This is a genomic window from Sphingomonas sp. 37zxx, assembly GCF_000786205.1.
Taxonomy (GTDB): Bacteria; Pseudomonadota; Alphaproteobacteria; order Sphingomonadales; family Sphingomonadaceae; genus Sphingomonas.
On sequence record NZ_JROH01000008.1, the window covers coordinates 36,917 to 62,336 of the forward strand.

Annotated in this window: 28 protein-coding genes; 14 read left to right on the forward strand and 14 right to left on the reverse strand. The window is 64.9% G+C overall.

Translation table 11 applies throughout. The annotated features are described in order from the left end of the window. From coaE to QU44_RS04855, 4 genes are read right to left on the reverse strand one after another with little or no spacing between them, the layout of a single operon-like run. Nucleotides 1-600 (reverse strand): dephospho-CoA kinase, encoded by a 600-nt coding sequence (gene coaE, locus QU44_RS04840; protein ID WP_033920566.1) that lies wholly within the window; start codon nt 598-600, stop codon nt 1-3. Continuing rightward, the gene (locus QU44_RS04845) at nt 597-1,406 is read right to left on the reverse strand and encodes a shikimate dehydrogenase family protein (protein WP_033920568.1); all 810 of its coding nucleotides are present in this window, start codon (nt 1,404-1,406) and stop codon (nt 597-599) included. The genes coaE and QU44_RS04845 overlap by 4 nt, the downstream gene beginning before the upstream one ends. Beyond that, nucleotides 1,403-1,999, reverse strand: coding sequence for a Maf family protein (locus tag QU44_RS04850; protein WP_081987872.1), 597 nt, complete (start codon nt 1,997-1,999; stop codon nt 1,403-1,405). The genes QU44_RS04845 and QU44_RS04850 overlap by 4 nt, the downstream gene beginning before the upstream one ends. Then, complete coding sequence (locus QU44_RS04855) at nt 1,996-2,817, reverse strand: pyruvate, water dikinase regulatory protein (RefSeq protein ID WP_197054242.1); 822 nt, start codon at nt 2,815-2,817, stop codon at nt 1,996-1,998. The genes QU44_RS04850 and QU44_RS04855 overlap by 4 nt, the downstream gene beginning before the upstream one ends. Nucleotides 2,818-3,147: 330 nt before the next feature. Here QU44_RS04855 and hemE point away from each other — a divergent pair, with 330 nt between their 5' ends. The 4 genes from hemE (at nt 3,148) to rho (ending at nt 6,514) form a co-directional block, all read left to right on the forward strand. Then, nucleotides 3,148-4,182: a uroporphyrinogen decarboxylase gene (gene hemE / locus QU44_RS04860; protein WP_033920714.1), complete on the forward strand. Its 1,035-nt coding sequence runs from the start codon at nt 3,148-3,150 to the stop codon at nt 4,180-4,182. Next, nucleotides 4,179-4,634, forward strand: a complete 456-nt coding sequence (locus QU44_RS04865; RefSeq protein ID WP_033920572.1) for a CopD family protein — start codon at nt 4,179-4,181, stop codon at nt 4,632-4,634. Before hemE ends, QU44_RS04865 begins: the two co-directional genes overlap by 4 nt. 60 nt (nt 4,635-4,694) lie before the next feature. Further along, a complete protein-coding gene (locus QU44_RS04870; RefSeq protein WP_033920574.1) occupies nt 4,695-5,060 on the forward strand; it encodes a hypothetical protein in 366 nt (121 codons plus the stop codon). A 197-nt stretch (nt 5,061-5,257) separates the two neighbouring features. Further along, nucleotides 5,258-6,514, forward strand: a complete 1,257-nt coding sequence (rho, locus tag QU44_RS04875) for a transcription termination factor Rho (protein ID WP_033920576.1) — start codon at nt 5,258-5,260, stop codon at nt 6,512-6,514. A gap of 138 nt (nt 6,515-6,652) precedes the next feature. Here the strand turns inward: rho and QU44_RS04880 are convergent, their stop codons facing one another. Further along, the gene (locus tag QU44_RS04880; protein ID WP_033920578.1) at nt 6,653-7,351 is read right to left on the reverse strand and encodes a dienelactone hydrolase family protein; all 699 of its coding nucleotides are present in this window, start codon (nt 7,349-7,351) and stop codon (nt 6,653-6,655) included. Nucleotides 7,352-7,456: 105 nt separating this feature from the next. Between QU44_RS04880 and QU44_RS04885 the strand changes: the two genes are divergently transcribed. The 6 genes from QU44_RS04885 to QU44_RS04910 are packed head-to-tail and all read left to right on the forward strand — an operon-like array spanning nt 7,457 to nt 13,202. Next, nucleotides 7,457-7,690 carry a DUF6489 family protein gene (locus QU44_RS04885; RefSeq protein WP_033920579.1) on the forward strand — a complete coding sequence of 78 codons (234 nt, stop codon included), beginning with the start codon at nt 7,457-7,459 and terminating at the stop codon, nt 7,688-7,690. Nucleotide 7,691: 1 nt separating this feature from the next. Continuing rightward, complete coding sequence (gene mnmE, locus QU44_RS04890) at nt 7,692-8,987, forward strand: tRNA uridine-5-carboxymethylaminomethyl(34) synthesis GTPase MnmE (protein WP_033920581.1); 1,296 nt, start codon at nt 7,692-7,694, stop codon at nt 8,985-8,987. Nucleotides 8,988-9,041: 54 nt separating this feature from the next. After that, a complete protein-coding gene (mnmG, locus tag QU44_RS04895) occupies nt 9,042-10,883 on the forward strand; it encodes a tRNA uridine-5-carboxymethylaminomethyl(34) synthesis enzyme MnmG (RefSeq protein ID WP_033920582.1) in 1,842 nt (613 codons plus the stop codon). Beyond that, nucleotides 10,880-11,500 (forward strand): 16S rRNA (guanine(527)-N(7))-methyltransferase RsmG, encoded by a 621-nt coding sequence (gene rsmG / locus QU44_RS04900; protein ID WP_033920584.1) that lies wholly within the window; start codon nt 10,880-10,882, stop codon nt 11,498-11,500. The genes mnmG and rsmG overlap by 4 nt, the downstream gene beginning before the upstream one ends. Next, nucleotides 11,497-12,279: a ParA family protein gene (locus tag QU44_RS04905; RefSeq protein ID WP_033920586.1), complete on the forward strand. Its 783-nt coding sequence runs from the start codon at nt 11,497-11,499 to the stop codon at nt 12,277-12,279. The genes rsmG and QU44_RS04905 overlap by 4 nt, the downstream gene beginning before the upstream one ends. Next, a complete protein-coding gene (locus tag QU44_RS04910) occupies nt 12,276-13,202 on the forward strand; it encodes a ParB/RepB/Spo0J family partition protein (protein WP_033920589.1) in 927 nt (308 codons plus the stop codon). Before QU44_RS04905 ends, QU44_RS04910 begins: the two co-directional genes overlap by 4 nt. 32 nt (nt 13,203-13,234) lie before the next feature. Here the strand turns inward: QU44_RS04910 and holA are convergent, their stop codons facing one another. From holA to QU44_RS04930, 4 genes are read right to left on the reverse strand one after another with little or no spacing between them, the layout of a single operon-like run. Then, nucleotides 13,235-14,251 (reverse strand): DNA polymerase III subunit delta, encoded by a 1,017-nt coding sequence (holA, locus tag QU44_RS04915; RefSeq protein WP_331377428.1) that lies wholly within the window; start codon nt 14,249-14,251, stop codon nt 13,235-13,237. Further along, nucleotides 14,248-14,748: an LPS assembly lipoprotein LptE gene (lptE, locus tag QU44_RS04920; RefSeq protein ID WP_033920591.1), complete on the reverse strand. Its 501-nt coding sequence runs from the start codon at nt 14,746-14,748 to the stop codon at nt 14,248-14,250. The genes holA and lptE overlap by 4 nt, the downstream gene beginning before the upstream one ends. Further along, a complete protein-coding gene (gene leuS, locus QU44_RS04925) occupies nt 14,745-17,330 on the reverse strand; it encodes a leucine--tRNA ligase (protein ID WP_033920593.1) in 2,586 nt (861 codons plus the stop codon). Before leuS ends, lptE begins: the two co-directional genes overlap by 4 nt. Nucleotides 17,331-17,343: 13 nt before the next feature. Then, nucleotides 17,344-17,769: a DUF3576 domain-containing protein gene (locus tag QU44_RS04930; protein ID WP_033920595.1), complete on the reverse strand. Its 426-nt coding sequence runs from the start codon at nt 17,767-17,769 to the stop codon at nt 17,344-17,346. Between the two features lie 222 nt (nt 17,770-17,991). Here QU44_RS04930 and QU44_RS04935 point away from each other — a divergent pair, with 222 nt between their 5' ends. After that, nucleotides 17,992-18,684, forward strand: a complete 693-nt coding sequence (locus QU44_RS04935; protein ID WP_231621616.1) for a hypothetical protein — start codon at nt 17,992-17,994, stop codon at nt 18,682-18,684. 78 nt (nt 18,685-18,762) lie between these two features. Next, nucleotides 18,763-19,584: an alpha/beta hydrolase family protein gene (locus QU44_RS04940; protein WP_033920597.1), complete on the forward strand. Its 822-nt coding sequence runs from the start codon at nt 18,763-18,765 to the stop codon at nt 19,582-19,584. Here QU44_RS04940 and QU44_RS04945 read toward each other — a convergent pair. Then, on the reverse strand, nt 19,574-20,080 hold the full coding sequence (locus QU44_RS04945; protein WP_231621617.1) for a thiamine phosphate synthase: 507 nt from the start codon (nt 20,078-20,080) through the stop codon (nt 19,574-19,576). The genes QU44_RS04940 and QU44_RS04945 overlap by 11 nt on opposite strands. A gap of 88 nt (nt 20,081-20,168) precedes the next feature. Here QU44_RS04945 and QU44_RS04950 point away from each other — a divergent pair, with 88 nt between their 5' ends. Together QU44_RS04950 and QU44_RS04955 are read left to right on the forward strand one after the other, a co-directional pair. Then, nucleotides 20,169-20,837: a YggS family pyridoxal phosphate-dependent enzyme gene (locus tag QU44_RS04950; protein ID WP_033920598.1), complete on the forward strand. Its 669-nt coding sequence runs from the start codon at nt 20,169-20,171 to the stop codon at nt 20,835-20,837. A gap of 39 nt (nt 20,838-20,876) precedes the next feature. Next, nucleotides 20,877-21,539, forward strand: coding sequence for an HAD family hydrolase (locus tag QU44_RS04955; protein WP_033920600.1), 663 nt, complete (start codon nt 20,877-20,879; stop codon nt 21,537-21,539). A gap of 188 nt (nt 21,540-21,727) precedes the next feature. Here QU44_RS04955 and QU44_RS04960 read toward each other — a convergent pair whose 3' ends face one another. The 4 genes from QU44_RS04960 to QU44_RS04975 all read right to left on the reverse strand — a co-directional run bounded on the left by QU44_RS04960 (nt 21,728) and on the right by QU44_RS04975 (nt 25,391). Continuing rightward, nucleotides 21,728-22,507 (reverse strand): SDR family oxidoreductase, encoded by a 780-nt coding sequence (locus QU44_RS04960; RefSeq protein ID WP_033920721.1) that lies wholly within the window; start codon nt 22,505-22,507, stop codon nt 21,728-21,730. A 162-nt stretch (nt 22,508-22,669) separates the two neighbouring features. Beyond that, on the reverse strand, nt 22,670-23,686 hold the full coding sequence (gene ribA, locus QU44_RS04965; protein WP_052134360.1) for a GTP cyclohydrolase II: 1,017 nt from the start codon (nt 23,684-23,686) through the stop codon (nt 22,670-22,672). 35 nt (nt 23,687-23,721) lie between these two features. Beyond that, entirely contained in the window at nt 23,722-24,519 is a 798-nt protein-coding gene (xth, locus tag QU44_RS04970; RefSeq protein ID WP_033920602.1) for an exodeoxyribonuclease III, read from the reverse strand. Nucleotides 24,520-24,767: 248 nt separating this feature from the next. Continuing rightward, nucleotides 24,768-25,391: a LolA family protein gene (locus tag QU44_RS04975; protein ID WP_033920604.1), complete on the reverse strand. Its 624-nt coding sequence runs from the start codon at nt 25,389-25,391 to the stop codon at nt 24,768-24,770. Nucleotides 25,392-25,420: the final 29 nt, after the last annotated feature.

A 25,420-nucleotide genomic window follows, 5' to 3' on the forward strand; every position in this document is an offset into this window, starting at 1 on the left:
TTATTCTCCCGGCGGCCCGGCAACGCAAGCGATCACGCGCGCAACCGCCGCGCGGGTCTCGTCGAGCGTCCCGCCGGTGGGGATCACGAAATCGGCACGCGCGCGTTTTTCGGCATCGGGCAGTTGCCGCGCCAAGATCGCTGCGAATTTGTCGGGCGTCATGCCCGGCCGCGCCAACACCCGTGCGCGCTGCACTTCGGCGGGGGCGGATACCACCGCGATCCGATCGACCTGCGACCAGCCCTGCTTTTCGAACAACAGCGGAATGTCGAGCACGACCAGCGGCTTGTCGGCAAAGGACGCCATGAAATCGTTGCGTGCCGCCGCCACCATCGGATGCAATATCGCCTCCAGCCGGGCCAGTGCCGCGTCATCGCCGAACACCGCCGCTCCCAGCGCGGCACGATCCAACCCATCCGGCCCGGTACTGCCGGGGAACGCAGCTTCGATCGCCGGCAGCGCTGCCCCGCCCGGCGCTTGCAGCCGATGCACTTCGGCATCGGCATCGAACACCGGCACACCGGCACCGGCAAACATCGCCGCAACGGTCGATTTTCCCATCCCGATCGACCCGGTAAGGCCCAGGATGAGGGGCTTCATGCCGTCAGCAGGGCGCGAAGCTCGGCATCCTTGTCGCGCGGCGCTTCGACCCCAAAAAACAGCTCAAACGCCAACGCCGCCTGGCCGATCAGCATTTCCAGCCCGTCGATCGTCGCCAGCTCGCGCGCTCGCGCCGCCGCCAGCAATGGCGTCTCCAGCGGCGCATAGACGATGTCATAGACGATCGCGTGATCGGGCAGTGGGTCGAGGTCGATGTCCAGCTTTGCCTGCCCCGCCATCCCCAACACGCTGGCATTGACCAGCAGATCGACCGGCGGCAGCGGCGTATCGAGCGGCACGATGTCGCCCTTCAGCTTGAAGGCCGCCAGCAGCCCCGCTCCTTTGAGCGGATTGCGCGCCATCAGCGTCACATGCGCAGCACCGATCCGCGACAGCGCGAACAGGATCGCGCGCGCAGCTCCCCCCGATCCGACCAGCGCGACATGCGCGCCCACCAGATCGGTCGCCCCCAGTGGCGCATAGAAACCGGCAGCATCGGTATTGGTCGCGACCAGCGCGTCATCTTCGCTGCGAAATACCGTGTTCACCGCGCCGATCGACTGGCGCAGGCCAGCCGGATCGGGAAGATGATCAAGCGCGGCCTCCTTGTGCGGCAGCGTGACATTACATCCGCGCCAGTCGGGATCGGCGGCGCGCTCGGCGAAATAGCCCGCCAAATCGGTGCTTTCGACCCGATGCCGCGCATAACGAGCCTCGATCTCCAAGGCGTCGAGCCAGAAACCGTGGATGATCGGCGACTTCGAATGATCGATCGGATCGCCGATCACCTCTGCATAGCTCGTCATGCCGTCAACACTCCTCGAACGCGCAGATAATCGACCAGCGGCAATAGCGGCAGGCCCAAAATGGTGAAATGATCGCCCTCGATGCGCGAGAAAAGCTGCACGCCAGGCCCTTCGATCCGGTAGCAACCGACACAGCCGGCGATCGCTGGCCATTCGGCATCGAGATAGGCTTCGATAAACGCATCGGACAAGGGCCGCACCGTCAGCCGCGCGCGATCGACATGCCGCCACACCGGATGGCCGCGCTCGACGATCACCGCCGCCGAATATAGCGCATGCGTCGCACCGGCCATCCGCCGCAAATGGTAGGCGGCATCGGCGCGGTCCACCGGCTTGTCGAGCAACGTCCCGTCGGCAAGCTCGACCACCGAATCGCAACCAAGCACCAGCCCCGCCCCCGCCAGCCGCGACACCTTGCTCGCCTTCAGCTCGGCAAGCGCATCGGCGGTATCGCGCGCCGACAGCCCTTGCGCGGCGAAGCTCGCCTTGGCGGCATCCTCATCGACCTGCGCCGCGACCGCCTCATGGGGTATGCCCGCAGCCGTCAACATCGCGCGCCGGCTCGCGCTCTGCGAAGCGAGGATCAGGGTCATGCGTCGCGCTGCGCGGCGGCGCGTTCGTTGCACAGGGTAATAATCGCCGCTGCGGTTTCCTCAATCGAACGCCGGGTGACGTCAATCACCGGCCAGCCATTATCGGCAAACATCCGCCGCGCGAACGCGACTTCGCGCGCCACCGCCTCCTGGTCGACATAAGCGGTCTCGGGTGCCTGGTTCAGCGACAGCAGCCGGTTGCGCCGCACCTGGATCAGCCGGTCGGCGCTGGTAGTCAGCCCGACGATCAGCGGGTTCTTCAAGCTGAACAGCTCGCGCGGCGGCGGGCTTTCGATCACGATCGGGATGTTAGCGGTCTTATAGCCGCGATTGGCGAGATAGATCGACGTCGGCGTCTTCGACGATCGCGAAACGCCGGCGAGCAGAATATCGGCCTCTTCCCAATCCTCGGCGGCGATGCCGTCGTCATGCGCGATCGTGAACTGGATGGCATCGACCCGCGCGAAATAGGCGGCGTCCAGGATATGCTGCCGCCCCGGCCGCGCCTTTGCCTCCTGCCCCAGCAAGCCCGACAGCGCATGGCTGACTCCGTCGAGCGGCGCGATCGCAGGCAAGCCCATCGCGCGGCATCGCGCCTCGAGCGTGCGGCGCACTTCCTTGTTCACCAGCGTGAAGATCACCAGCCCCGGATTCTGTGCGATTTCCTGCAAAATGCGTTCGAGATGGGCTTCGCTCCGCACCATCGGCCAGAAATGCCGCAGCGTTTCGACATCGTCGAACTGCGCCAGCGCCGCCTTGGCGATGTTTTCCAGCGTCTCGCCGGTGGAGTCGGAAAGGAGGTGGAGGTGGAGCCGCATCACCGCTTGAACCGATCTGTGGATAACATGCGGACAGTGGCTAGCGTAACCCGGCCCCGCGGCCAAGCCGTGCAAAAGCGGGGGTTCGATCCCCAGTTCATCCACAATCCCTGCCGTGCCGCACCGATTTGTCCCCAAGCTGTGGAAAACGGGGACGGCTGACTCGACTCATTGAGTCGGTGCGGCTCGCTGCCGGTCAAGCTGTTGGCAAAAACCGCATGACCGCTTAAGCCCCGTTATCCACGCGCCATCTTCCATCAACATCCTTTTTCAAGAATCTTCTTAAGTATGAAGGAAGGCAGACCGAATCCCGTGCAGACCCCCGTCACGATCAAAAAGCCCCTCCTCGCGACCTTGCTCGGCGAGAAACAGTCGGTTGCCCCCGTGTGGCTCATGCGACAGGCGGGCCGCTATCTGCCCGAATATCGCGCGCTTCGGGCCGAAAAGGGGGGATTTCTGGCATTGGCGATGGACCCGCCGTCAGCCGCCGAGATCACGATTCAGCCGATCCGCCGCTTCGGCTTCGATGGCGCGATCCTGTTTTCGGACATTCTGACGGTGCCGATGGCGCTCGGCCAGGACCTCTGGTTCGAAACCGGCGAAGGGCCGCGCCTTGCCCCCACCGCCGACGATCATGCCGCGATCGAAGCGCTGGTGCCGCCCAGCGAAGACGTGCTGGCCCCGGTCTATGAAACGGTGCGCCAGGTCGCGGCGATGCTGCCACCCGAAACCACCTTCCTGGGCTTCGCTGGAAGCCCGTGGACGGTCGCGACGTACATGATCGCAGGCCAAGGCTCGAAGGATCAGCATAAGGCCAGAAGGCTGGCTTACGGCGATCCTGTGGCCATGCAGCTATTGATCGATCGAATCATCGCGGTGACGATCGACTATCTGGCCAAACAGCACGAAGCCGGGGTCGCAGCGGTGCAGTTGTTCGACAGCTGGGCTGGCAGCCTTTCACCGGCGCAGTTCGAACGCTGGGTGATCGCGCCCAATGCAGCGATCGTGGCGGGGCTGCGGTCACGCTGCCCCAACCTTATCATCATCGGCTTTCCCAAGGGGGCAGGGGGCAAGCTTGCCGCCTATGCCCGCGAAACCGGGGTCGATGCGATGGGTATCGACGAAACCGTCGATCCGGTCTGGGCCAATCGCGAACTGCCCGCCGACATGCCGGTGCAGGGCAATCTCGACCCGCTGGCGCTGATCGCCGGCGGCGCGGCGCTCGACGCGGCGATCGATCACATCCTGGATGCGTTCGCCGATCGCCCGCATGTGTTCAACCTGGGGCATGGCATCCTGCCCGACACGCCGATCGCGCATGTCGAGCAATTGCTGGCGCGCGTTCGCGGTAGTGTCGCGCGATGACCGGCTTTCTGGGCCAGGCCTATCCGTGGATGAAGGCGGCGCATCTGATCTTCGTCATCTTCTGGATGGCGGGGCTGTTCATCCTGCCGCGCTATCTGGTCCATCACCAGGAAGGGCTGGCAATCGCCGGTGAACCCGAACGCTGGATCGCGCGCGAAGCAAAGCTGCGAAAGATCATCCTGACCCCTGCCTTGGTGGTCGTCTGGGTACTGGGGCTGCTGCTCGCCGCCAATCTGGGGCTGTTCGCGGGAGAAACCGGGCTGGGCTGGTTGCATGCCAAGCTGCTGCTGGTAACGCTTTTGTCGGGCTATCATGGCTGGGCAGTGGGCTATAGCCGCAAGCTGGCGGCAGGGCATCCGACGCTTGCCGACCGGCAGTTGCGGATGCTCAACGAAGTGCCCGCGATCGCCGTAACGCTGATCGTCATTCTGGCGATCGTCAAACCTTTCTGATCAAGGCGATCCGGTATGTTGTTTCCCCTTCTAGCGCTCACCCTGGGAGCGGCTGCCCCCATGCCAACAGCGCAGGATGCACAGACCGCTGACGTCATCTGCGTCGCGGTATTCGGGGCGATCGCCAATACCGTGCCTGAGCCGCAACGCGCCGGCGTACTTGCCGGAACGATGTATTATGTTGGTCGGATCGACGCGCGCGATCCCGCGCTCGATCTGCAAAAGGCGATATTGGCGGTGTTGCCGTCGGAGGAATCGGGGCTGAACGCCTTTGTTAAGGAACATACCGGCCGCTGCGGCAGCCAGTTGCAGGACAATGTCAGGCGGCTGGCGTCGGTGGGCGGCGCGGTGCAGGCGCGCGCCAAGGCCGATGCTACCAAGGCTGACGGCGCCAAGCCCAGTGATGCCGCGCCGCAAGGCCGCTGAGCCCCTGCCAATTGGCGATCTGCCGATCCGACTTGACTTGATTTCCCCGCGAACCTAATCGAGAGGCCTGTAACCGGCGGCGCACCCGCGCTTGCCGGTGACTGTCTCCCTCCAGCCTCGCCCGTGTGCCGAACCCTTTGCGTTCCGCCGATCGACGCTACCCCAAGCTTTCCTGCCCAGACCGGACACCTCAGCGCATGCATCTCAAGGACCTCAAGAAAAAACCGCCTTCGGAACTCGTCGAAATGGCCGAAGGGCTGGGGATTGAGGGCGCGTCGACGATGCGCAAGCAAGACCTGATGTTCGCGATCCTGAAGGTGCAGGCCGAACAGGGCGAGATGATCATGGGCGTCGGCACGATCGAAGTGCTGCCCGATGGCTTCGGTTTCCTGCGCAGCCCCGAGGCGAGCTATCTTGCCGGCCCCGACGACATCTATGTCTCGCCCAACCAGGTTCGCAAAATGGGCCTGCGCACCGGCGATACCGTCGAAGGCGAAATCCGCGGTCCCAAGGACGGCGAACGCTATTTCGCGCTGACGCGGCTGGTGTCGGTCAATTTCGACGATCCCGACGTCGTCCGCCACCGCGTCAATTTCGACAATCTGACGCCGCTCTATCCCGACGAGAAGCTGACGCTCGATCCCGCTGACCCCACGGTCAAGGACAAATCGGCGCGCGTCATCGACATCATCTCACCGCAGGGCAAGGGGCAGCGCGCCCTGATCGTCGCCCCGCCGCGCGTCGGCAAGACCGTGCTGCTGCAGAACATCGCGCGCGCGATCACCGACAACCACCCCGAGGTGTTCCTGATCGTCCTGCTGATCGACGAGCGGCCCGAGGAAGTCACCGACATGCAGCGCAGCGTGAAGGGCGAGGTTATCAGCTCGACCTTCGACGAACCCGCGCAGCGCCACGTCCAGGTGTCGGAAATGGTGATCGAAAAGGCCAAGCGCCTGGTCGAGCACAAAAAGGATGTGGTGATCCTGCTCGATTCGATCACCCGCCTCGGCCGCGCTTACAACACCGTGGTGCCGTCATCGGGCAAGGTGCTGACCGGCGGTGTCGACGCCAACGCGCTCCAGCGCCCCAAGCGCTTCTTCGGCGCCGCGCGCAATATCGAGGAGGGCGGCTCGCTCTCGATCATCGCCACCGCGCTGATCGACACTGGCAGCCGCATGGACGAAGTGATCTTCGAAGAGTTCAAGGGCACCGGCAACTCCGAAATCGTCCTCGACCGCAAGGTCGCCGACAAGCGCATCTTCCCTGCGCTCGACGTCGGCAAATCGGGCACGCGCAAGGAAGAGCTGCTGGTCGACAAGGGCAAGCTCAGCAAGATGTGGGTGCTTCGCCGAATCCTCATGCAGATGGGCACCATCGATTCAATGGAGTTCCTGCTCGACAAGATGAAGGATTCAAAGACCAACGAAGATTTCTTCGACAGCATGAATCAATAGCCGAGTGCGGCCCGAAATAGCGTCGCTATTTCAGGACTCGCACCGGCTCGGCCGGCGGTGCCGAAGGCAACCGACCGACGTCAGCACGGGCTTTGCCCGTGCAGTAAGCTCCCCTCCCTGCAAGGGAGGGGAGAATTCCTACCCCAGATGCTCGGCGAAAAACGCCATCGTCCGCGCATCGGCCAGGTCAGCCGCCTCGGGCGACCGCCGATTGCCCATCTCGGCCGCGAAACCGTGATCTTCGCCGGCATAGTCATGCAGCGTCACCTTGGGATGGTCATCCAGCCCCTCGTGCATCTTGGCCTGCGTCTCCGGGCCGACGAAGTGATCGTCCTTGGGGATGTGCAGCATCACCGGTTTGGCGATTGCATTCGCTTCGCCCAACAGCCCGTCGACCCCCACCGCATAATAGCCGACACTCGCATCGGCATCGGTGCGCGCGGCGGTCATGAATGCCAGGCGTCCACCCAGGCAATATCCGACAACGCCAACCTTGCCGCCTTCGGCCAGATGGCTGCGCGCGGTGCGGATCGTCGCTTCGATGTCGGCGATGCCCTTGTCCTGGTCGAACTTGCCCATCAGCCCCAGTGCCTGTCGCATTTCGGCCTCGACATCGGGATTAAGCTCGATGCCGGCTTCGAGCCGCCAGAACAGATCGGGCGCGATCGCCAGATAGCCTTGGCTCGCCAGCTTGTCGCATTTCTGGCGGATGCCGGGATTTACGCCAAAGATTTCCTGGATCACGATGATCGCGGCGCGTGCGGTGCCTTCGGGTTCGGCGACATAGGCGGCGAAACTGCCGCTATCGTCGAGGGCGGGTATCGAAATGTCGGCCATACGAACTCCTGAAATGATGCAGTCTGATCCGGCGATAGGCGGATGCCAGTCTATCGCCTAGAACGGTCTTGCGACGTTGTCGTTGCGAAGCTGGAGACTGTGCCGATGAAGATCAATGTCGAGGTCGATTGTACGCCAGAGGAAGCCCGCCGTGCGATGGGCCTGCCCGATTTCACGCCGGTGCATGAACGCTATGTCGCGATGATGGTCGAAACCGTCGACAAGGGCGTCAGCCCCGAAGTGCTCGAATCGATGATGCGCAGCTGGGCACCGATGGGCGAGGCCGGGCTGAACTTCTGGCGGCAGATGTTCGATATCTCGGGCAAGCGGCCTGAATAACATGGATACCATCTATGCGGTGTCGAGCGGCCATCCGCCCGCCGCCATCGCGGTGCTGCGCGTGAGCGGCCCCGATGCCTTTGCGATCGTCGAGGCGCTGGCAGGGTCCCTGCCGCCGCCGCGCGCCGCCAGATTGCGCTCGCTGCGCGATCCGGCCGGCGGCTCCTTGCTCGATCAGGCGATCATCCTGGTGTTTCCGGGGCCGGCCACCGCCACCGGCGAGGATCTGGTCGAACTGCATCTGCATGGGGGCAGGGCGGTGGTGCGCGCGGTCGAGGATGCACTTGCCGCCGATCCGCGCAGCCGTGCCGCCGAAGCCGGCGAATTCACCCGCCGCGCCTTGCTACATGGCCGGATCGACCTGACCCAAGCCGAGGGGCTGGCCGATCTGCTCGCCGCCGAAACCGAGATGCAGCGCCGCGCAGCCATCACCGCCAGTGGCGGCATGTTGCGCCGCACCATCGACGAACTGGCAACGGGCTTGCTTATGCTTTCGGCGCAGGCCGAAGCATTGCTCGACTTTTCCGACGAAGCCGATGTCGCCGACGATGAATCGGCAACCGCCCGTTTGCGAGACGGCATCGGCGATCTAGCAGGCGTGCTGCGAACATTATTGGCAGCGCCGACGGTCGATCGACTGCGTGACGGGTTCGACGTCGTGCTCGCAGGGCCACCCAATGCCGGTAAGTCGACCCTGATCAATGCGCTGGCGAAACGCGAAGTAGCGATTGTCTCGGACATCCCCGGCACCACTCGCGATCGGATCGAAGCGCATGTGAACGTGGGCGGCTATGCCATCCGTCTGTCGGATACGGCGGGCCTCGCCGACGAAACCGATGATGTGATCGAGCGGATCGGCATCGAACGATCTCACGCGGCGATGGCACAGGCCGATCTGGTGTTGTGGCTAGGAGATGCCGAGATGCCGGTCGAAGATGCCCAGCGCGGGTTGGCGCTGCATCCGCGCTGCGACGTTGCCGGCCGCGAAGCTGTGCCAGTTGGGCGGCTAGCGGTATCGGCGCGGAGCGGGGCGGGGATTGCCGATCTTTGGCAAGCGATCATCGACCGGCTGGCAATGCTGGCACCTCCCGTCGACACTGCCGCCCTCAACCGGCGGCAGCACGAACTGTTGACCATCGCATGCGACGCGCTTGATGCGGCACGTAGCGAGGCTGAGTTGCTGCTGGTCGCCGAACATCTCCGCCTCGCGCGCAACGCCTTTGATCGCATCACCGGTCGCGCCGATGTCGAGGCGATGCTCGACCAGCTTTTCGGACGATTCTGCATCGGTAAATGATGTTCCACGTGGAACAGCTTTGACGGTGGCGCATCGGGGTTCTAATCATCGGTCATGATCTATGATGTGATTGTGATCGGCGGTGGCCATGCCGGCACCGAAGCCGCCGCTGCGGCTGCACGGCGGGGCGCTCGGACGCTGCTGCTCAGCTTCGACCGCAGCACCATCGGCGCGATGTCGTGCAACCCGGCGATCGGTGGGCTGGGGAAGGGCCATCTGGTCCGCGAAGTCGACGCCCTTGACGGGTTGATCGCCCGCGCCGCCGACGCCGCCGCGATTCATTATCGTATGCTAAACCGAAGCAAGGGTAGCGCGGTGCAGGGGCCGCGCATCCAGGCCGATCGCAGGCGTTATGCCGCCGCGATTCAGGCGATGCTCGCGCGCCAGCCAAACCTCACCATCGGCGAAGGTGAAGCCACTGCACTGCTGCTCCACCCAGACGGCAGTGTCGGCGGCATCACTCTGGCCGACGGCAGCACGATCAACGCGCGCGCCGTCGTGCTCGCGACCGGCACTTTCCTCGGCGGTCGCATCTTTCGCGGTGAAGAGCGTGCAGAAGGTGGCCGGATCGAAGAGCGCGCCGCTACCCGGCTCGCCCAGCAATTGCGCGATCAGGGTCTGCCGATGGCACGGCTTAAGACCGGCACGCCGCCCCGGCTCGATGGGCGCACGATTGACTGGGCGCGCCTTGCCCAGCAGCCCTCCGACGACGAACGCTGGACGATGTCGCCCGTGTCGACGCCCGATGCCCGGCTGCCCCAACTATTCTGCGCGATCACCCGGACCAATGATCGTACCCACGACATTATCCGCGCCGCCTTGTCGCGCTCTCCCTTGTTCACCGGCGCGATCGACGCGCAGGGACCGCGCTATTGCCCTTCGATCGAAGACAAGATTCACCGCTTCGGCGATCGCGACGGCCACCAGATTTTCCTCGAACCCGAAGGGCTCGATGATCCGGCCATCTACCCCAATGGCATATCGACCTCGCTACCCAGCGATGTTCAGGCGGTGATGATCGCCTCGATCGAAGGGCTCGAGCGCGCCACGATCACTACGCCGGGCTACGCGGTCGAATATGATCATATCGATCCGCGTGCGCTGGCAGCGACGTTGGCGGTTCGCAGCGCTCCCGGCTTGTTCTGCGCCGGCCAGATCAACGGCACCACCGGTTACGAAGAAGCGGCAGGGCAGGGGCTGGTCGCCGGCCTGAACGCCGCCGCGCATGCGTGTGACTTGGCACCGGCAATGTTCGACCGCGCCGCCAGCTATCTCGGCGTGATGATCGACGATCTGGTGTTGCAGGGCGTGACCGAGCCGTATCGGATGCTCACCGCCCGCGCCGAATATCGCCTGCATCTTCGCGCTGACAACGCCCAAAGCCGTCTGACGCCCTTGGGCCTCGCACTTGGCTGCATCACCCCGCAACGTGCGGCGCACTTCGCCGCGGTCCAGGCCGAGCGGAAGCGGCTTGATACCGCATTGGAACAGCCCTGGTCGCCGCACGCGCTCCGCTTGCGCGGGGCGGATGTCGCGCTCGATGCCGGGCGACGAAGTGGTGCCGACTGGCTTCGCTTTCCTGCCGTGCAGCCGGAGCATGTCCTCGATTCGCTCGAAAGCTTCGGCCCCGCCATTCTCAGCGAGGCAGTGCAGGACGCGCATTACGCCCCCTATCTCGAACGCCAGGCCGCCGAGATCGCGACGATGCGCGCAAATGATTCAATCCCGATCCCGCCGCAACTCAGTTTCACCAAGGTGCCCGGCCTGTCGGCGGAAATGGCCGAGCGTCTATCGGCTGCCCGCCCAGCCACCATCGGTGCAGCCGCGCGAATCCGCGGGATCACCCCTGCCGCGATGACCGCAATCCTCTTGCACGCAAAGCGCCAGGCCGCATGACCGAAGACGACGCCAAAACCTGGGTCAGCACCCATTGGCCTGCCGAATCGGTCGAACGGCTCGCCGCCTATGCGGCACTCGTCCGTGCGGGCGCGGCCACACAAAACCTGGTTGCGCCGTCGACGCTCGATCATTTCTGGGCGCGGCACATCGTCGATTCGGCGCAGCTCGTGTTGCTCGCGCAGGCGCATACCGCGAAGGGCGGCTGGATCGACATCGGCAGCGGTGCCGGCCTTCCCGGTATCGTCGCTGCGATCTTGCAATCACGCCCCGTGCTGCTGGTCGAACCGCGTCGCCGCCGTGCCGATTTCCTTACCGAGACCGTCGATGCATTGGGCCTCTCAGCCACCGTCGCTCAGTCGCGAATCGAGGTCGTCAAGGCGGCAGGGCCGACGTCGATCCTGTCGGCCCGCGCGGTCACCGCACTCGATCCGCTGTTTGATTCGGCATCGCACCTCGCCGACAAAAATACGCTTTGGCTGCTGCCGAAAGGGCGTTCGGGCCAATCGGAGTTGGAATTAGCGCAGCACAGGTGGCATGGCATGTTTCACGTGGAACAGAGCGTCACCGCAGCGAATTCGGTGATCGTGGTCGCGAAAGGGGTTATGCTTCGATGATCGTCGTAACCGTTGCGAACCAAAAGGGCGGGGTGGGCAAGACCACGACCGCCATCAATGTCGGCACCGCGCTCGCCGCGACCGGGCTGCGCGTGCTGCTGATCGACCTCGATCCGCAGGGTAATGCCTCGACCGGCCTTGGCATCGGTCGCAATGATCGCGAACGCTCGAGCTATGATCTGCTCGTCGGCGATACTTCGCCCGAAGAAGCCGCGATCGCTACGCGCGTGCCCCGGCTCGACATCGTGCCCGCGACCGTCGATCTCTCGGGTGCCGAAATCGAACTGATCGAGTTTGAAGCGCGCACCCATCGCCTCGACCAGGCGATCGCTCGCGGCGCCCAGCATTGGGACGTCGTGCTGATCGATTGCCCGCCATCGCTTGGGCTGTTGACGATCAACGCAATGGTTGCATCGCATGCGTTGCTCGTGCCGCTGCAATGCGAATTCTTCGCGCTTGAGGGATTGAGCCAGTTGCTCACCACCGTCGAACGGATTCGCAGCCGTTTCAATCCCGGCCTGTCGATCCTCGGCGTCGTGCTGACGATGTATGATCGCCGCAACCGGCTGACCGATCAGGTGTCCGATGACGTCCGCACCGTGCTCGGCAAAGTGGTGTTCGAAACCGTGATCCCGCGTAACGTCCGCCTGTCCGAAGCGCCAAGCCACGGCATGCCCGCGCTCATCTACGACTATAAATGCGCCGGTTCGCAGGCCTATATTGCGCTTGCTCGCGAAGTGATCAGCCGGCTCCCCAACCTAACCAAGGCAGCAGCATGACCGATCCGGCCCCCGCTTCGTCGCCGCGCAAGCTGCGTCCCGGTCTCGGTCGCGGTCTCAGCGCGCTTTTAGGGGATGCCGCGCCTGCGCGCGACGCACCCAATGAAGATGGCAGCATGCCAACGGCGTCGGGCTTGCGGATGCTGCCGGTCAGTTCGCTCACCCCGCATCCAGGGCAGCCGCGCCGCCATTTCGACGAAGCCGCACTCGAAGACTTGGCGCAATCGATCGCGCAGCGCGGGCTGATCCAGCCGATCGTCGTGCGCCCGCACGGCAAGGATTATCAGATCGTCGCTGGCGAACGCCGCTGGCGCGCGGCGCAGCGCGCCCGGCTGCACGAGGTGCCGGTGATCGTCCGCGACCTCGACGATGCCGAAACGCTCGAAATCGCCCTGGTCGAGAATATCCAGCGTCAGGATCTCAACGCAATCGAAGAGGCCGATGCCTATCACAAATTGATCGAAGCCTTTGGCCACACCCAAGAGGCGCTCGCCAAGCTGGTCGGTAAATCGCGCAGCCATGTCGCCAATCTGCTTCGCCTGCTCGACCTGCCGGTGATGGTGCAGAAACAGGTGATCGAAGGCGCGCTCACCATGGGTCACGCCCGGGCCCTAATCAACGCCCCAGACCCGGAAACGCTGGCCGAGCGAGTCATCACCAAGGGGCTGTCGGTACGCGAGACCGAAAAGCTCGCGCGCGAAAAACAAGGTGGCGGCAGTCCGAGAAAGTCGGGCGGCGGGCATGATCCCGTCAGCTCCGATGGCAATGCCGATATCGAAGCGCTTGAACGCCAGCTCGGCGACGTCCTGGGCTTGGTCGTGCGGGTGGCGCATGCCGGGCAGGGGGGAGTGCTGACGATCAGCTACTCAACGCTCGACCAGCTCGACATGGTCTGTCAGCGGCTCAGCGGCGACGTGATCTAGAATCTAGGTCGCGGCCTATCCCCTGTTCGTGCTCAGCCGAACCGCGCCGCCGCCCGCGCGATCGCCAAACACTCGCCTTCGGCCAATATCGTCCCCGCGTTCGACGGCGCGACAATCGCCCGTTCGGCCGCGCGAACCCGGTCGATCGCGCGCGCCAGTTGCGGCGATGACCATTTCCGCAACGCCTTGACGACATTCGGCTTTTCTTTCCAAAAGACGCGATTGCGCTCGACGACGGCCTCGATCCCTTCGCCGCCATCGACCTCGCGCCGCATCTCGGCCAGCGCCATCAGCCGCCGCACCAATTGCCGCAGCATCGGAATGTTCGCATTTTCCGCGCTCACCAGATGCAGCGCCGCCGCCGCGCCCGGTGCGTCGCCGCCGATCACTGCCTCGATCGCCGCGAACATCCCGCTTTCGTCGAGATCGGCCCCGATTGCCTCGATCGCATCGAGATCGGCGTCGATCGGATTGTCGGGCGAAGCGTCGACGAACAACGCGAGCTTTTCGATCTCCTGCGCCAGGATCGCACGATCGCCGCCGGTCGCCGCCAGCAATCGCTCGCCGACATGCGCGCCCAATCGCAGCCCGTGGTCGCGTGCGATACCCTGTACCATCCGTACCGCTTCCTGCCCCTCAGGCACGTAGAAGGCGCAGGCAGCGGCCGTCCGTGCGCCCTCGGCCAGCTTCACGATCTTGCCTGATTTCTTCACCGTCGGCGCGATCGCCACCACCGGATTGCCCGCACGCTCGGCGGCCAGCAGCAGCGTGAACGCCTCGAGACATTCCTCGCCAGCCCCCGACACGCGAATATAGCGCCGATCGCCAAACAACGACATTGATGCTGCTTCATCCGCCAGCCGTCCGGGGTTGTTCTTCAGAAAACCGCCGTCGAAATCGACGCGCTCAGCGCCGTCGCCCAGCGACTTGGCCAGCCGCCCTGCCAGTTCATTGGCGCTCGCTTCGTCGGGGCCGTGGAGCAGGTACAGCCGCGTATCGGCGTCGGGCGCCTCCAGGCGCGCGCGCATCGCCTGCGGCTTGAGGTTCACTCCACCCCGTCGGTGCGCTGCGCGTACAGCGCAATCCGCGCGACGATCTGGTCGGCGACGATTCCCGACAGCCGCTCCAGCGCGGTCTGTTCGGCAGCGATCGTCGCATATTCGGAGCCGACGACGTCGATCCCGGCGTCCGACCCCGCAGTGGCATCGACCAGCACCCCGCCATTGGCGAGATCGACGAGTTGATAGCGCGCGCGCAACGTCCGCCGCTCGCGCGTGATGGTATCGTTCTGCCGCACGCCAAGGCCAATAATCTGGTCGTCGAGCACCACCTGCAACTGGTATCGTGCGCTGCCATTGTCGCCGCCCGCCAGCCGATCACGCAAGGCATTGGCCATCAGCCAGCCCTGCTGCCCCTCGATCGGCGCAACCTCGACCGAGGTGAGTGTCTGCCGCACCGCACCATTGGGGCCGCCGCCATAAAGCGGCTGCATCCCGCAACCGGGCAGCGCGGCGGCCAGCGCCAGCAGTGCGATCAGCCGCTTCATGCGACCAGATTGACCAGACGGTCGGGCACGACGATCACCTTTCGCGGCGGTTTGCCGTCCAGCACCCGTAGCACATTGGGCGATGCCAGCGCAGCGGCTTCGACGTCCTCGCGCGCCATGCCCTTGGGGACCGTCAGCGTATCGCGAAGCTTCCCATTGACCTGGATCGCGATCGTCACTTCGTCCTCGATCAGCAGCGCCGGATCGACTTCGGGCCAGGGTGCGTCGGCGATCAGCCCCTCGGCCCCCATCGCCGCCCAGGCTTCTTCGGCGATATGCGGCGTCATCGGCGCGACGATCCGCATCAACGCGCGGATCGCGGCGGTACGCGATGCCGAAGGCGCTGCCTTCTCGATCGCGCTCACCAGTTCGTAGAGTTTGGCGACCGACTTGTTGAACTGCAGCGCCTCGATGTCGCCCGCGACGCCAGCGATCGTCTGGTGCAGCTTGCGATCGAGCGGCTTGTCCTGGCCTTCCGCCGGTTCCACCGTATCGAACAGCCGCCACAGCCGCTGGACGAAGCGCCACGCCCCCTCGATCCCGCTCTCGGACCATTGCAGGTCGCGCTCGGGCGGGCTGTCCGACAGCATGAACCAGCGCACCGCGTCGGCGCCATATTGGTCGACGATGCCGGTCGGATCGACGGTGTTCTTCTTCGACTTCGACATCTTCTCGATGCGGCCGAGCGTGATTGCCTCGCCGGTCGCGATCTCGGTGCCATCGCGTACTTCCTCGGGCGATAGCCATTTGCCGCTCGCCGACTTGTACGTCTCGTGCGTCACCATCCCCTGCGTGAACAGTCCCGCAAACGGCTCGGCGACATCGAGCTTGCCGATATGCCGCAGCGCCCGCGTCCAGAATCGCGCATATAGCAAATGCAGGATCGCATGCTCGACCCCGCCGATATATTGCGCCACCGGCAGCCAGCTTTCGGCCACCGCCTTGTCGAACGGCTTGTCCTTGGGCTGGCTGGCGAAGCGGATGAAATACCACGATGAATCGACGAAAGTGTCGAGCGTGTCGGTCTCGCGCCGCGCGGGCTTGCCGCACGTCGGGCAATCGACATGCTTCCAGGTCGGATGCCGGTCGAGCGGATTGCCCGGAATGTCGAAGCTCACGTCCTGTGGCAGCACCACCGGCAGTTGATCGGCAGGCACCGCCACCGCGCCGCAATCGTCGCAATGGACGACCGGGATCGGCGTCCCCCAATAGCGTTGCCGCGACACGCCCCAATCGCGCAGCCGCCATACAGTGGTGCCATGCCCCCAGCCTTCGGCCTCGGCGCGCCCGATCACCGCGCGCTTGGCGGCGTCGATGTCCATCCCGTCGAGGAATCGCGAATTCACCAGCGCGCCGGGGCCGGTATAGGCTTCGTTGCCTTCAAACACCGGATCGGTGGCATCGCCATTGCAGACGACGCGCGTGACCGGCAGATCATATTTCCGCGCGAAGTCGAGATCGCGCTGGTCGTGCGCCGGCACGCCGAACACTGCGCCGGTGCCATAGTCCATCAGCACGAAATTGGCGATGTACACCGGCAATTGCCACGTCGGATCGAACGGATGCGTCGCGGTCAGCCCGGTGTCGAAACCCAATTTTTCCTGCGTTTCGAGTTCGGCGGCGGTGGTGCCCCCCTGCTTGCACCGCGCGATGAACGCGGCGACTTCAGGGTCGTGGGCAAGGGCTTGCGCGATCGGATGATCGGCGGCGACCGCAACGAAACTCGCGCCAAAGATCGTGTCAGGGCGGGTGGTGAAGACTTCGACCGACTGCTCCCCTCCCGCCTGCGGGAGGGGCTGGGGGAGGGAATGTTCGGGCGGTTGGGTCGAAGACAGGCCCTCCCCCGACCCCTCCCGCAGGCGGGAGGGGAGGTTCAGCCCAAAGCTGAACTGCAGCCCCACACTCTTGCCGATCCAGTTCTCCTGCATCAGCCGAACCTTGTCGGGCCACTTGTCGAGCGACCCAAGCCCATCGAGCAATTCATCAGCAAAATCGGTGATCTTCAAAAACCACTGCGACAATTTCCGCCGCTCGACCAGCGCGCCCGAACGCCAGCCACGCCCGTCGATCACCTGTTCATTGGCAAGCACGGTCATGTCGACCGGGTCCCAATTGACTGCGCTCTCCTTGCGATACACCAGCCCGGCGGCATAGAGATCGAGGAACAGCGCCTGCTCATGCCCGTAATAAGCCGGATCGCACGTCGCGAGCTCGCGCGTCCAATCGAGCGCGAAGCCTAGCCGCTTGAGCTGCGCGCGCATCGTCGCGATGTTTTCGTAGGTCCAGCCGCCCGGATGGACGCCGCGCTCCATCGCCGCATTCTCGGCGGGCATCCCAAAGGCGTCCCACCCCATCGGGTGGAGCACTTCCATCCCCTGCATCCGCCGGAAACGCGCCAGCACGTCGCCCATCGTGTAATTGCGGACATGACCCATATGGATTTTCCCCGAAGGATAGGGAAACATTTCCAGGACATAGCTTTTGGGCTTGGGGCTGTCGTCGCGCGCGGCAAAGGTGGCGCGGTCTTCCCACACCTTTTGCCACGCCGCATCCGCCTTCAGCGCGTTGAAGCGTGACGCCATAGGGGGTCTATCCTCAGCCAGCGATTGCGGAGCGGCGCAAATCGCGAGCGCGCGTCAGGATCACGTCTTCGAGCTTTTGCACCGTCGCGGCCTGCACCGGCGCTGCCACCCACTGGCCACCGCGATTGACTTCGCGCAGCGCCGCCACCCGCACCGCATCGGCGCGCAGGTCGGTATCGAGGATCGACACCGTTACCTTCATCCGCTCGGTGGGGGTGGTGGGGTTGATATACCAATCGGTAACGATCACGCCGCCGTTCGAATCGGTCTGCAACAGCGGCATGAAGCTCAGCGTGTCGAGGCTCGCACGCCACAAATAGCTGTTCACGCCGATCGTGGTGATCTGCGATGCGGCGAGCTCGCGCGGACGGTCGCCGCCGCCACCGCAGCCGGCCAGCGCTAGGGCGAGCGGAAAAACAAGAGCCAGACGGCGATACATCGGCGGATTCCTCAAGGGACAGGGACGCTACGAACTGCCTCTATAGATGCTGTGGCGAACCTCGCAAGCAGCGCCCGGCGCGCGCCGCTGTGTGCGATTAGCCACAGGTCAGACAAAATGCGCCTGGGGCATGGAACGGCAAGCCTGAGTCATGGTATTGCAATGGTCTTGATACAAAGGTTGGGCATGTCGGTTCGTCGTGGGATAAGTGGAGTTGCAGCGGTGGCGGTAATCGTCGCCGGCTTCGCGCTTGCGCCCGCGATCGGCGCTCCCGGTGAGCAGGAAGTTCGGCAGCTCCGCAAGGCACCGTCCTTTGCTCGTTCGGGCATCGGCTCCTTTACGCCTGCCTCGGCCGATCCCCGGCTCGCCGCCGCGCTTGCCCGCACCGGCCTGTCGGCCACCGGCTTCCGCTTCACCCCGTCCGAAGCGCATGCCAAGCGCAAGGAAGTCACCGTTGCGGTGCGCGCGCGTACTATCCGCGACGATGGCGGCATGGCACGCGGGATTGCGGTGCCTACCCGCACCTCGGTCAGTTTGCAGCCCATCGCTTATAATCTGGGCATGTCGGTCGGCTGGCGGCGGTTCGCGGTATCGGGCGATGTGTCGCGGCTCGACACCGCGGCGCTGCCCGGTGGTCGCGACTCGGTCGATGTCGGGGTAAGCTACACCGGACGTCGCCTCAGTGGCCGAGTTGCTGCCAACGCCGCCAAGCCGACGATCGACCAGCCAACCTTGGTCGCCGAAGCCCCCAGCTATTCGGTCGATGTCGGCACGTCCTATTCGTTGACGCGCAACCTCGATGTCACCGCCGGTGTCCGTTACCGCACTGAAAGCGATCGGTTGCGCCTGCAACAGCTTCCCGACAACCGCCGCGATAGCCAGGCGGTATATGTGGGTACCGCCTTCCGCTTTTGACGGTTGCGAAACGGTTCGCAATAGGCCAGCTTTGCTCGCAAAGTCGGCTGGGTCCGGCAGGACAGGGGGCTGGATAGGATGATGCGGTTATCGACGATTCTCGGGCTGGCGGTGTCGCTCATCTGGTCCATCCCATCACTTGCCGATCCCACCGCGCAAATTCCGCTTCGCATATCACCGCAGCGTGAAACTACCCTCACCACCTGGGTGCCCGAAAAAGTACAGGGCGTGGTGCTGCTGTCGACCGGCCACGGGTCATCGCCCGAAAAATATGACGCGCTTGCCTCGGCCTGGAAGACCGCAGGCTTTGCGGTCGTCGCGCCGCTCCATGTCGATTCATTGCGCTATCCGGGCCGGGAAAAATTCACGATGCAGGCCAGTTTCGGCGAGCGGATCGCCGATCTCAAGGCCGCCAGCGCCTATGCCGCCGCCACCTGGCCAACATTGCCGGTGATTGCCGCCGGCCACAGCTTTGGCACCTTGTCGGCTTTGTGCCTGGGCGGCGGGCTGTCCTATATCGGCGACTTCCGCGACCCGACGATCAAGGCGGTGATCGGCTTTTCCTCGCCCGGTCGCCTGCCCGGCCTGATTCAGCCGCATGCCTATGCCAGCGACGCGCTGCCAATCCTGCTCATCACCGGCGATCGCGACATGGTGCCGGGTGTCGTCACCGATTGGCAGGATCATCTCATGCCGGTGCAGACGTCGCCCGCCGGCGATAAATATGCCATCAGCTATGCCGGGGCCGGGCATGAGCTGGTCGGCACCCCTGCCGACCCCAATTTCGCCGCCGCCGTCACTGCAAGCACCCGCTTTTTGCAAGCCTATGCGCTCGGCGATGCGCCGGCAAAGGCCTGGCTGCGCGGTGGTGACAGCCCCGGCACCTGGATCAGGCGCTGACCGGGCGGCTCCACGCATCAATCCCGGCCCAGCCATAGACGCGCAAGCCCCGCAACCGCCGCATCGCCGCCGCGTCGATCCCGCCCATCACCACCGCCGCGCCGGCAACACTGCGTAGCAACAGCCCCAGCCGAACCACACCAAGCCCCCGCGCACCGGGATGCGATCGTGTCGCAAACACTGGCGACACGAATACCGCATCGGCCCCGGCGCGCCGTGCCGCCACTGCCTCGGCAAGGTTATGCACCGCGCATGTCTTCATGCCCCGCCTAGGTTGCCGACCGCGCGGGTTATGCACCCCCATCTCGCCGCGCATCGCCACCCCGCCGGCGCGTAGCAGCACCAGCCGCCGCCGCCGCGCCACCGTCAGCACCCGCGCGAACAACGCCCGCCTTTGGGTCAATGGCGTTGCGTAATGGCGAAACACGATGCCGCTGCCGCGTGGCAGCCGTTCGAGCGCAGTCCATAAGGCGTCGCCCATTCGCTCATCGGTCATCAGCCACGCCGTTGGAACAGCCAGGGTGCCGAAAGGCGGGTGGGGCAGGGGGTGGCGGCGCTGCATCCCCCCGCCTATAGCCGCGACCATGACCCCAGACGAAGCCCGTATCGCGCTAGCTGCCGTCCAGGCGCGCATCGCCAAGGCCGCAAGCACCGCCACCCGCGAGCCCGCCGACGTAACGCTGATCGCGGTATCGAAAACGCACGACGCCGACGCGATCCGCCCGCTGATCGCCGCCGGCCAGCGCGCCTTCGGCGAAAACCGCGTGCAGGAGGCGCAGGGCAAATGGCCGGCGCTCCAGGCCGAAACCCCCGGCATCGCACTGCATCTGGTCGGGCAGCTTCAGTCGAACAAGGCCGATGAAGCGGTCGCGCTGTTCGATGCGATCCATTCGGTCGACCGCCCCTCGCTGGTGACCGCGCTTGCCAAGGCGATGGACAAGTCCGATCGCCGCCCCGCCTGCTTCGTCCAGGTGAATATCGGGGGCGAGCCGCAAAAGGGCGGCGTCGCCATCGCCGATCTGCCAGCGTTGCTCAACGCCGCGCGCGCTGCCGATCTGCCGCTGGCCGGGCTGATGGCGGTGCCCCCCTTCGACATCGAAGCCGCGCCTTTCTTCGCGCTGCTGGCCAAGCTCGCGCGCGACCACGGTCTGGTCGGCCTAAGCATGGGGATGTCGGGCGATTATGAAACCGCCGTCACGCTGGGGGCAACGCATGTCCGCGTCGGCAGCGCGCTATTTGGCCAGCGCGGCTGAACTATCAGCCCTTACGCCTTTTCAACGAACGGAATTTCCATGCGTTTCGATGCGATCCTCTTCGATTTTGACGGCGTGCTGCTCGAAAGCGAATATGCCGGCAACCGCCACCTCGCCGACTATCTGACCAATCTCGGCCATCCCACCACCCCTGCCGATGCGATGGCGAACTTCATGGGGCTGTCGGGCAAGGACTTCCTCGCCAGGGTCGAGGATTATATCGGCCGCACCATCCCCGATGATTTCCATGCCGCCCGCGCCGAAGAGGACGCCCGCGTCCTGCGCGAAGGATTGGCCGAAGTCGCCGGTGCCCGCGCTTTCCTGCGCTCGCTCCCCGCCGCCCTGCCGCGCGCGGTCGCCTCGTCGAGCTCGACGCACTGGATCCGCACCCATCTCGATCATCTCGGCGTCGCCGACATCTTCGGCGACCACCTTTATTCGGGCCGCGAACACGTATCGCGCGGCAAACCCGCCCCCGATCTATACCTCTACGCCGCCGCGCAGTTGGGCGTGCCGATCGATCGCTGCGTGATCCTGGAGGACTCCCCCGTCGGCGCAACCGGCGCGGTAGCTTCGGGCGCACACGTCATCGGCCTGCACGCCGGCGCCCATTGTCCGCCCGATCACGCCGAAACGCTGCGCGCGATCGGCGTGCATGACGTCGCAGGCGATTTCGCTGAAGTCGCGCGGCTGGTGGGCTAGTGGATTGATTTTGACATTCGCATCCCGCCTGCGGCACGCTCTCGCTGCGAATGTCAAAATCATAAAATCCACTAGAATCAAATAATTGCTAGTGGTCCTGGAGATCCTGACATTTGCTCCTGACTGAGCCGAAGGGGGTAGCAAATGTCAGTATCGGACCACTAGGATGCCGGTCGCCCGAACGCGCATCAGCCCGGTTGCGCCGCCGATCCCGCCAGCAACCCGCCATCGATATGGATTTCGCTGCCGGTGATATAGCTGGCTTCGTCCGATGCCAGCGTAACCGCAATCGCCGCGACTTCTTCGGGCAAGCCGAATCGTTTCAGCGGCGTGTCGGCTACCAGCGCGGCGAGGCGTGTCGCTCGATCCGGCCCGGTGCCAAGCATCGGCTCCCAGATCGGCGTCAGGATCGCGGCGGGGTGGATTGAGTTGCAGCGTATCTGCCAGCCCTGTTGCGCGCAGTAGAGAGCGACCGATTTGCTGTGATTGCGGATGGCTGCCTTGGACGAGGCATAGGCCGCCGCCCCTGGAACGCCGACCAGCCCGGAACGCGACGAAATATTGATGATCGATCCGGTACCGTGCGCCTTCATCGCGCCGATCGCATAGCGACAGCCCATGAATGTGCCGTCCAGATTGACGCGATGCACCGCTTGCCAATCGGCCAGACCCGCATGCTCGGGGTCATGCGCCACCGCGCCATGCTCGAAGCCGGTAACCCCGGCATTGTTCACCATCACGTCCAGCGCCGGGATGATGTCCGCCATCCGCCGCCAATCGGCTTCCTCGCGCACATCGAGCTTTTCGAACCGGCAGCCGATCGCGGTGGCGGCAGCCATCCCTGCATCCACGTCGAGGTCGGTGACGATCACGATCGCGCCTTCGTCATGGAAGCGCGCGGCGATGGCACGGCCGATCCCCTGAGCCGCGCCAGTGATGACGCACGTCTTATGTAACAGTCTTTGCATGATATTATCGAACACGAGTTCAGTCGGCGGATTACGCCGCGGGCGATGATGTGCCGCTGTCAGCGGGGACGCTGGATCATCTTGCCTACTCCTCGATACCCATCGGTAATTCGCTATCGCGCACCGGGCAAGCAGGCGCGTGTCAGCCTGCCCCCCACCCCCTCACAATTGATGCCCGGTCCGATCGCGCTTGGTCGCGAGGTACCGCGCATTATGCGCGTTCGCCGGCAGCGCATGCGGCACCCGCTCGACCACCTCGACTCCCGCTGCCTCAAGCGCCGCTACCTTGGCCGGATTGTTGGTCAGCAGCCGGATCCGGTCCTGCTTGAGCAGTGTCAGCATCCGCGCTGCCACCCCGAAATCGCGCGCATCGACGGCAAAGCCCAACCGCGTATTGGCATCGACGGTGTCGAACCCCTGATCCTGCAGCGCATAGGCGCGCAACTTGTTGACCAGCCCGATCCCGCGCCCCTCCTGCCGCAAATACAGCAGGATTCCCCAGCCGTCCGCCACCATCGCGGCCAGCGCCGCATCCAGTTGCGGCCCACAATCGCATTTCAGGCTGCCCAGCACATCGCCGGTCAGGCATTCGCTGTGCAGCCGCACCAGCGGCGGGCGGCCATCGGGCGCACCGATCAGCAGCGCGACATGCTCGCCCGCTGCCTCGGGGGTGCGGAAGGCGACGATCTCGGCATCCTCGGCATGCGCGATCGGCAGCCGCGCGCGCGTGGCGATGGCCAGCCGCCCGGCATCCTCATGCGCGTCGATGTCGGCGATCGACAGCGCCGGCTCGCCGCCCTCGATCACGAAGAACGCGGGCAATATCCCCGCGATCCGCGCCAGCCGCAGCGCCGCCGCCGCCGCATCGGCAACCGGCACCGGGATCGCGCGGAACGGTCCCTTCATCGGTGTCGCCAGGTCGAATTGCGGATCGGCAAGCGCGGTCGCCGCCGCAAAATCGAGCCACGGTGCCCGCGCGACCAGGACCGGGGCGTCGGGCACGGCGGCATCGCGCTGGTTCGCCAGCTTCAGCGTCGCCGCACGCCCCGCCGACAGCAATACACCCGCCTGCGCCCCGGCATCGAACGTCGCCAGCCGCACCGGATCGGCGCTCTCGATCGCCAGCAGCGTCAGCGCGCCGCCGGTCCCGGCGATCGTCACGGGCCAGCCGCGCCGCATCGCGTCGATCGCGCGCGCCGTTGCTTGCGGATCGCTCAAAACGCGAACTCGGTGACGATCGGCACATGGTCCGACGGCTTCTCCCAGCCGCGGCAATCCTCGCCCACCGCATGCGCCACCGCGCGCGCGGCGACATCGCGCGATGCCCACATATGGTCCAGCCGCCGCCCGCGATCCGATGCCGCCCAATCCTTGGCGCGATAGCTCCACCAGGTGAACAGCCGCTCGGGGGCAGGAACGAAATGCCGCCCCAGATCGACCCAGTCATTCGCGGCCTGTAATCGCCCCAGCGCCTCGATCTCGATCGGGGTATGGCTCACCACGTCGAGCAATTGCTTGTGGCTCCACACATCGCTTTCGAGCGGCGCGATGTTGAAATCGCCCACCAGCAAGGTCGGCGTTCCCGCCAGTCCTTCGGACCAGCGGGTCATCCGTTCGAGAAAATCGAGCTTCTGGCCAAATTTGGGGTTCATCTCGCGATCGGGCACGTCGCCGCCCGCCGGCACATAGACATTCTCGATCCGCAGCCCGTTGGGCAGCCGCACGCCGATATGCCGCGCCTCGCCATTGGCCTGCCAATCGAAGCGGTCATCCTCGACCAGCGGGATTTTGCTCAGGATCGCGACACCGTGATGCATCCGCTGGCCGTGGACGACGATATGCTCATATCCCAGCGTGCGCAGCGGCGCGTGCGGGAAATCGCCGTCGATCACCTTGGTTTCCTGCAAGCACAGGATGTCGGGGGCGGCGTCGCGCAGATATTGCTCGACGATCGCCATGCGAAATCGCACCGAATTGATATTCCACGAAGCGATCTTGAGCGTGTCGGTCATGCGCAGCGATGTAGCGGCGCTGCGGCGCTACCGCCAGACATGTCCTGACCGATGAACAGCCGCCCGTCGCACGGCCCGGAAACCGAAAGGCCCCCGCTCCGGGGGCATGGAGCGAGGGCCAACCAGCGTTCGTCACGCAAGGCAAAGCTGGGTCCGATCCAGGCAACAGGGGGGAAAATCCCGGAAAGTCCCGTGCTTTGCCCTTGCAGCTTTAGGGTCAGCCGCCTTGCCCCAGGATGAACAAAGTGTCAGCTTCGCCGTGCGCCCTTGCGTGGATCGTTGAAACGGAACGTTCCATCGGAAACCGGCACGTTGAAGCGCTGGTTCGACAACCGGATCGTCGTGCGGTTGTTCTGCGAATCCAGCGCGACCCAGCCTTGCAGCATCAGCCCCGAGGGTGCCGATGGCTGGCGCGAGAAGATCAGCGTGATCCTGCCATATTCGGGGCGCTTGGGATCATAGGCCTCGACACTCAGCACCGATGGATCATTGCCCGGCACGACCTTGGCATATTTGGCGATGTCGCGGCTGGGGTCGATCAGCACGCCCAGCGGCGAATCGCCGATCGGCCAGCGCGATCGCTGCCCCACCGAATAATCGAGGAACCAGATCGCCTTGCCATCGCCGACGATCAGGATTGGCACGCCCTTTTCATATTGAAAGCGGATCTTGCCGGGCTTTTTCAGCGTCAGCGTGCCCGCCAGCACCTTGCCGTTGCGATCGGTCTGGGTGAAATCTGCGGTCATGCTTTCGGTGGCGCGCAGATGCGCCTGTACCGCGGCAAGATCGCGCGAAGGGGCCTGCTGCGCCACGACGGCGACAGGGGCGACGATCGCCGCGGCAAGCGCGGCATAGGGGGCGAGTGCGATCATGGGGCTCCAAAGCATGCAAACGGGGTAGA

Bases quoted from the DNA above. Each gene is read 5' to 3' on its own strand.
- QU44_RS04975 (WP_033920604.1), bottom strand. From the start codon at position 25,391: ATGATCGCACTCGCCCCCTATGCCGCGCTTGCCGCGGCGATCGTCGCC.
- QU44_RS04855 (WP_197054242.1), bottom strand. From the start codon at position 2,817: ATGCGGCTCCACCTCCACCTCCTTTCCGACTCCACCGGCGAGACGCTG.
- coaE (WP_033920566.1), bottom strand. From the start codon at position 600: ATGAAGCCCCTCATCCTGGGCCTTACCGGGTCGATCGGGATGGGAAAA.
- QU44_RS04845 (WP_033920568.1), bottom strand. From the start codon at position 1,406: ATGACGAGCTATGCAGAGGTGATCGGCGATCCGATCGATCATTCGAAG.
- QU44_RS04885 (WP_033920579.1), top strand. From the start codon at position 7,457: ATGAAGATCAATGTCGAGGTCGATTGTACGCCAGAGGAAGCCCGCCGT.
- rho (WP_033920576.1), top strand. From the start codon at position 5,258: ATGCATCTCAAGGACCTCAAGAAAAAACCGCCTTCGGAACTCGTCGAA.
- QU44_RS04950 (WP_033920598.1), top strand. From the start codon at position 20,169: ATGACCCCAGACGAAGCCCGTATCGCGCTAGCTGCCGTCCAGGCGCGC.
- QU44_RS04960 (WP_033920721.1), bottom strand. From the start codon at position 22,507: ATGCAAAGACTGTTACATAAGACGTGCGTCATCACTGGCGCGGCTCAG.
- QU44_RS04865 (WP_033920572.1), top strand. From the start codon at position 4,179: ATGACCGGCTTTCTGGGCCAGGCCTATCCGTGGATGAAGGCGGCGCAT.
- QU44_RS04850 (WP_081987872.1), bottom strand. From the start codon at position 1,999: ATGACCCTGATCCTCGCTTCGCAGAGCGCGAGCCGGCGCGCGATGTTG.
- QU44_RS04945 (WP_231621617.1), bottom strand. From the start codon at position 20,080: ATGACCGATGAGCGAATGGGCGACGCCTTATGGACTGCGCTCGAACGG.
- QU44_RS04930 (WP_033920595.1), bottom strand. From the start codon at position 17,769: ATGTATCGCCGTCTGGCTCTTGTTTTTCCGCTCGCCCTAGCGCTGGCC.
- leuS (WP_033920593.1), bottom strand. From the start codon at position 17,330: ATGGCGTCACGCTTCAACGCGCTGAAGGCGGATGCGGCGTGGCAAAAG.
- lptE (WP_033920591.1), bottom strand. From the start codon at position 14,748: ATGAAGCGGCTGATCGCACTGCTGGCGCTGGCCGCCGCGCTGCCCGGT.
- mnmG (WP_033920582.1), top strand. From the start codon at position 9,042: ATGATCTATGATGTGATTGTGATCGGCGGTGGCCATGCCGGCACCGAA.
- QU44_RS04870 (WP_033920574.1), top strand. From the start codon at position 4,695: ATGCCAACAGCGCAGGATGCACAGACCGCTGACGTCATCTGCGTCGCG.
- QU44_RS04940 (WP_033920597.1), top strand. From the start codon at position 18,763: ATGATGCGGTTATCGACGATTCTCGGGCTGGCGGTGTCGCTCATCTGG.
- QU44_RS04910 (WP_033920589.1), top strand. From the start codon at position 12,276: ATGACCGATCCGGCCCCCGCTTCGTCGCCGCGCAAGCTGCGTCCCGGT.
- xth (WP_033920602.1), bottom strand. From the start codon at position 24,519: ATGACCGACACGCTCAAGATCGCTTCGTGGAATATCAATTCGGTGCGA.
- QU44_RS04880 (WP_033920578.1), bottom strand. From the start codon at position 7,351: ATGGCCGACATTTCGATACCCGCCCTCGACGATAGCGGCAGTTTCGCC.
- QU44_RS04955 (WP_033920600.1), top strand. From the start codon at position 20,877: ATGCGTTTCGATGCGATCCTCTTCGATTTTGACGGCGTGCTGCTCGAA.
- ribA (WP_052134360.1), bottom strand. From the start codon at position 23,686: ATGCGGCGCGGCTGGCCCGTGACGATCGCCGGGACCGGCGGCGCGCTG.
- mnmE (WP_033920581.1), top strand. From the start codon at position 7,692: ATGGATACCATCTATGCGGTGTCGAGCGGCCATCCGCCCGCCGCCATC.
- rsmG (WP_033920584.1), top strand. From the start codon at position 10,880: ATGACCGAAGACGACGCCAAAACCTGGGTCAGCACCCATTGGCCTGCC.
- QU44_RS04905 (WP_033920586.1), top strand. From the start codon at position 11,497: ATGATCGTCGTAACCGTTGCGAACCAAAAGGGCGGGGTGGGCAAGACC.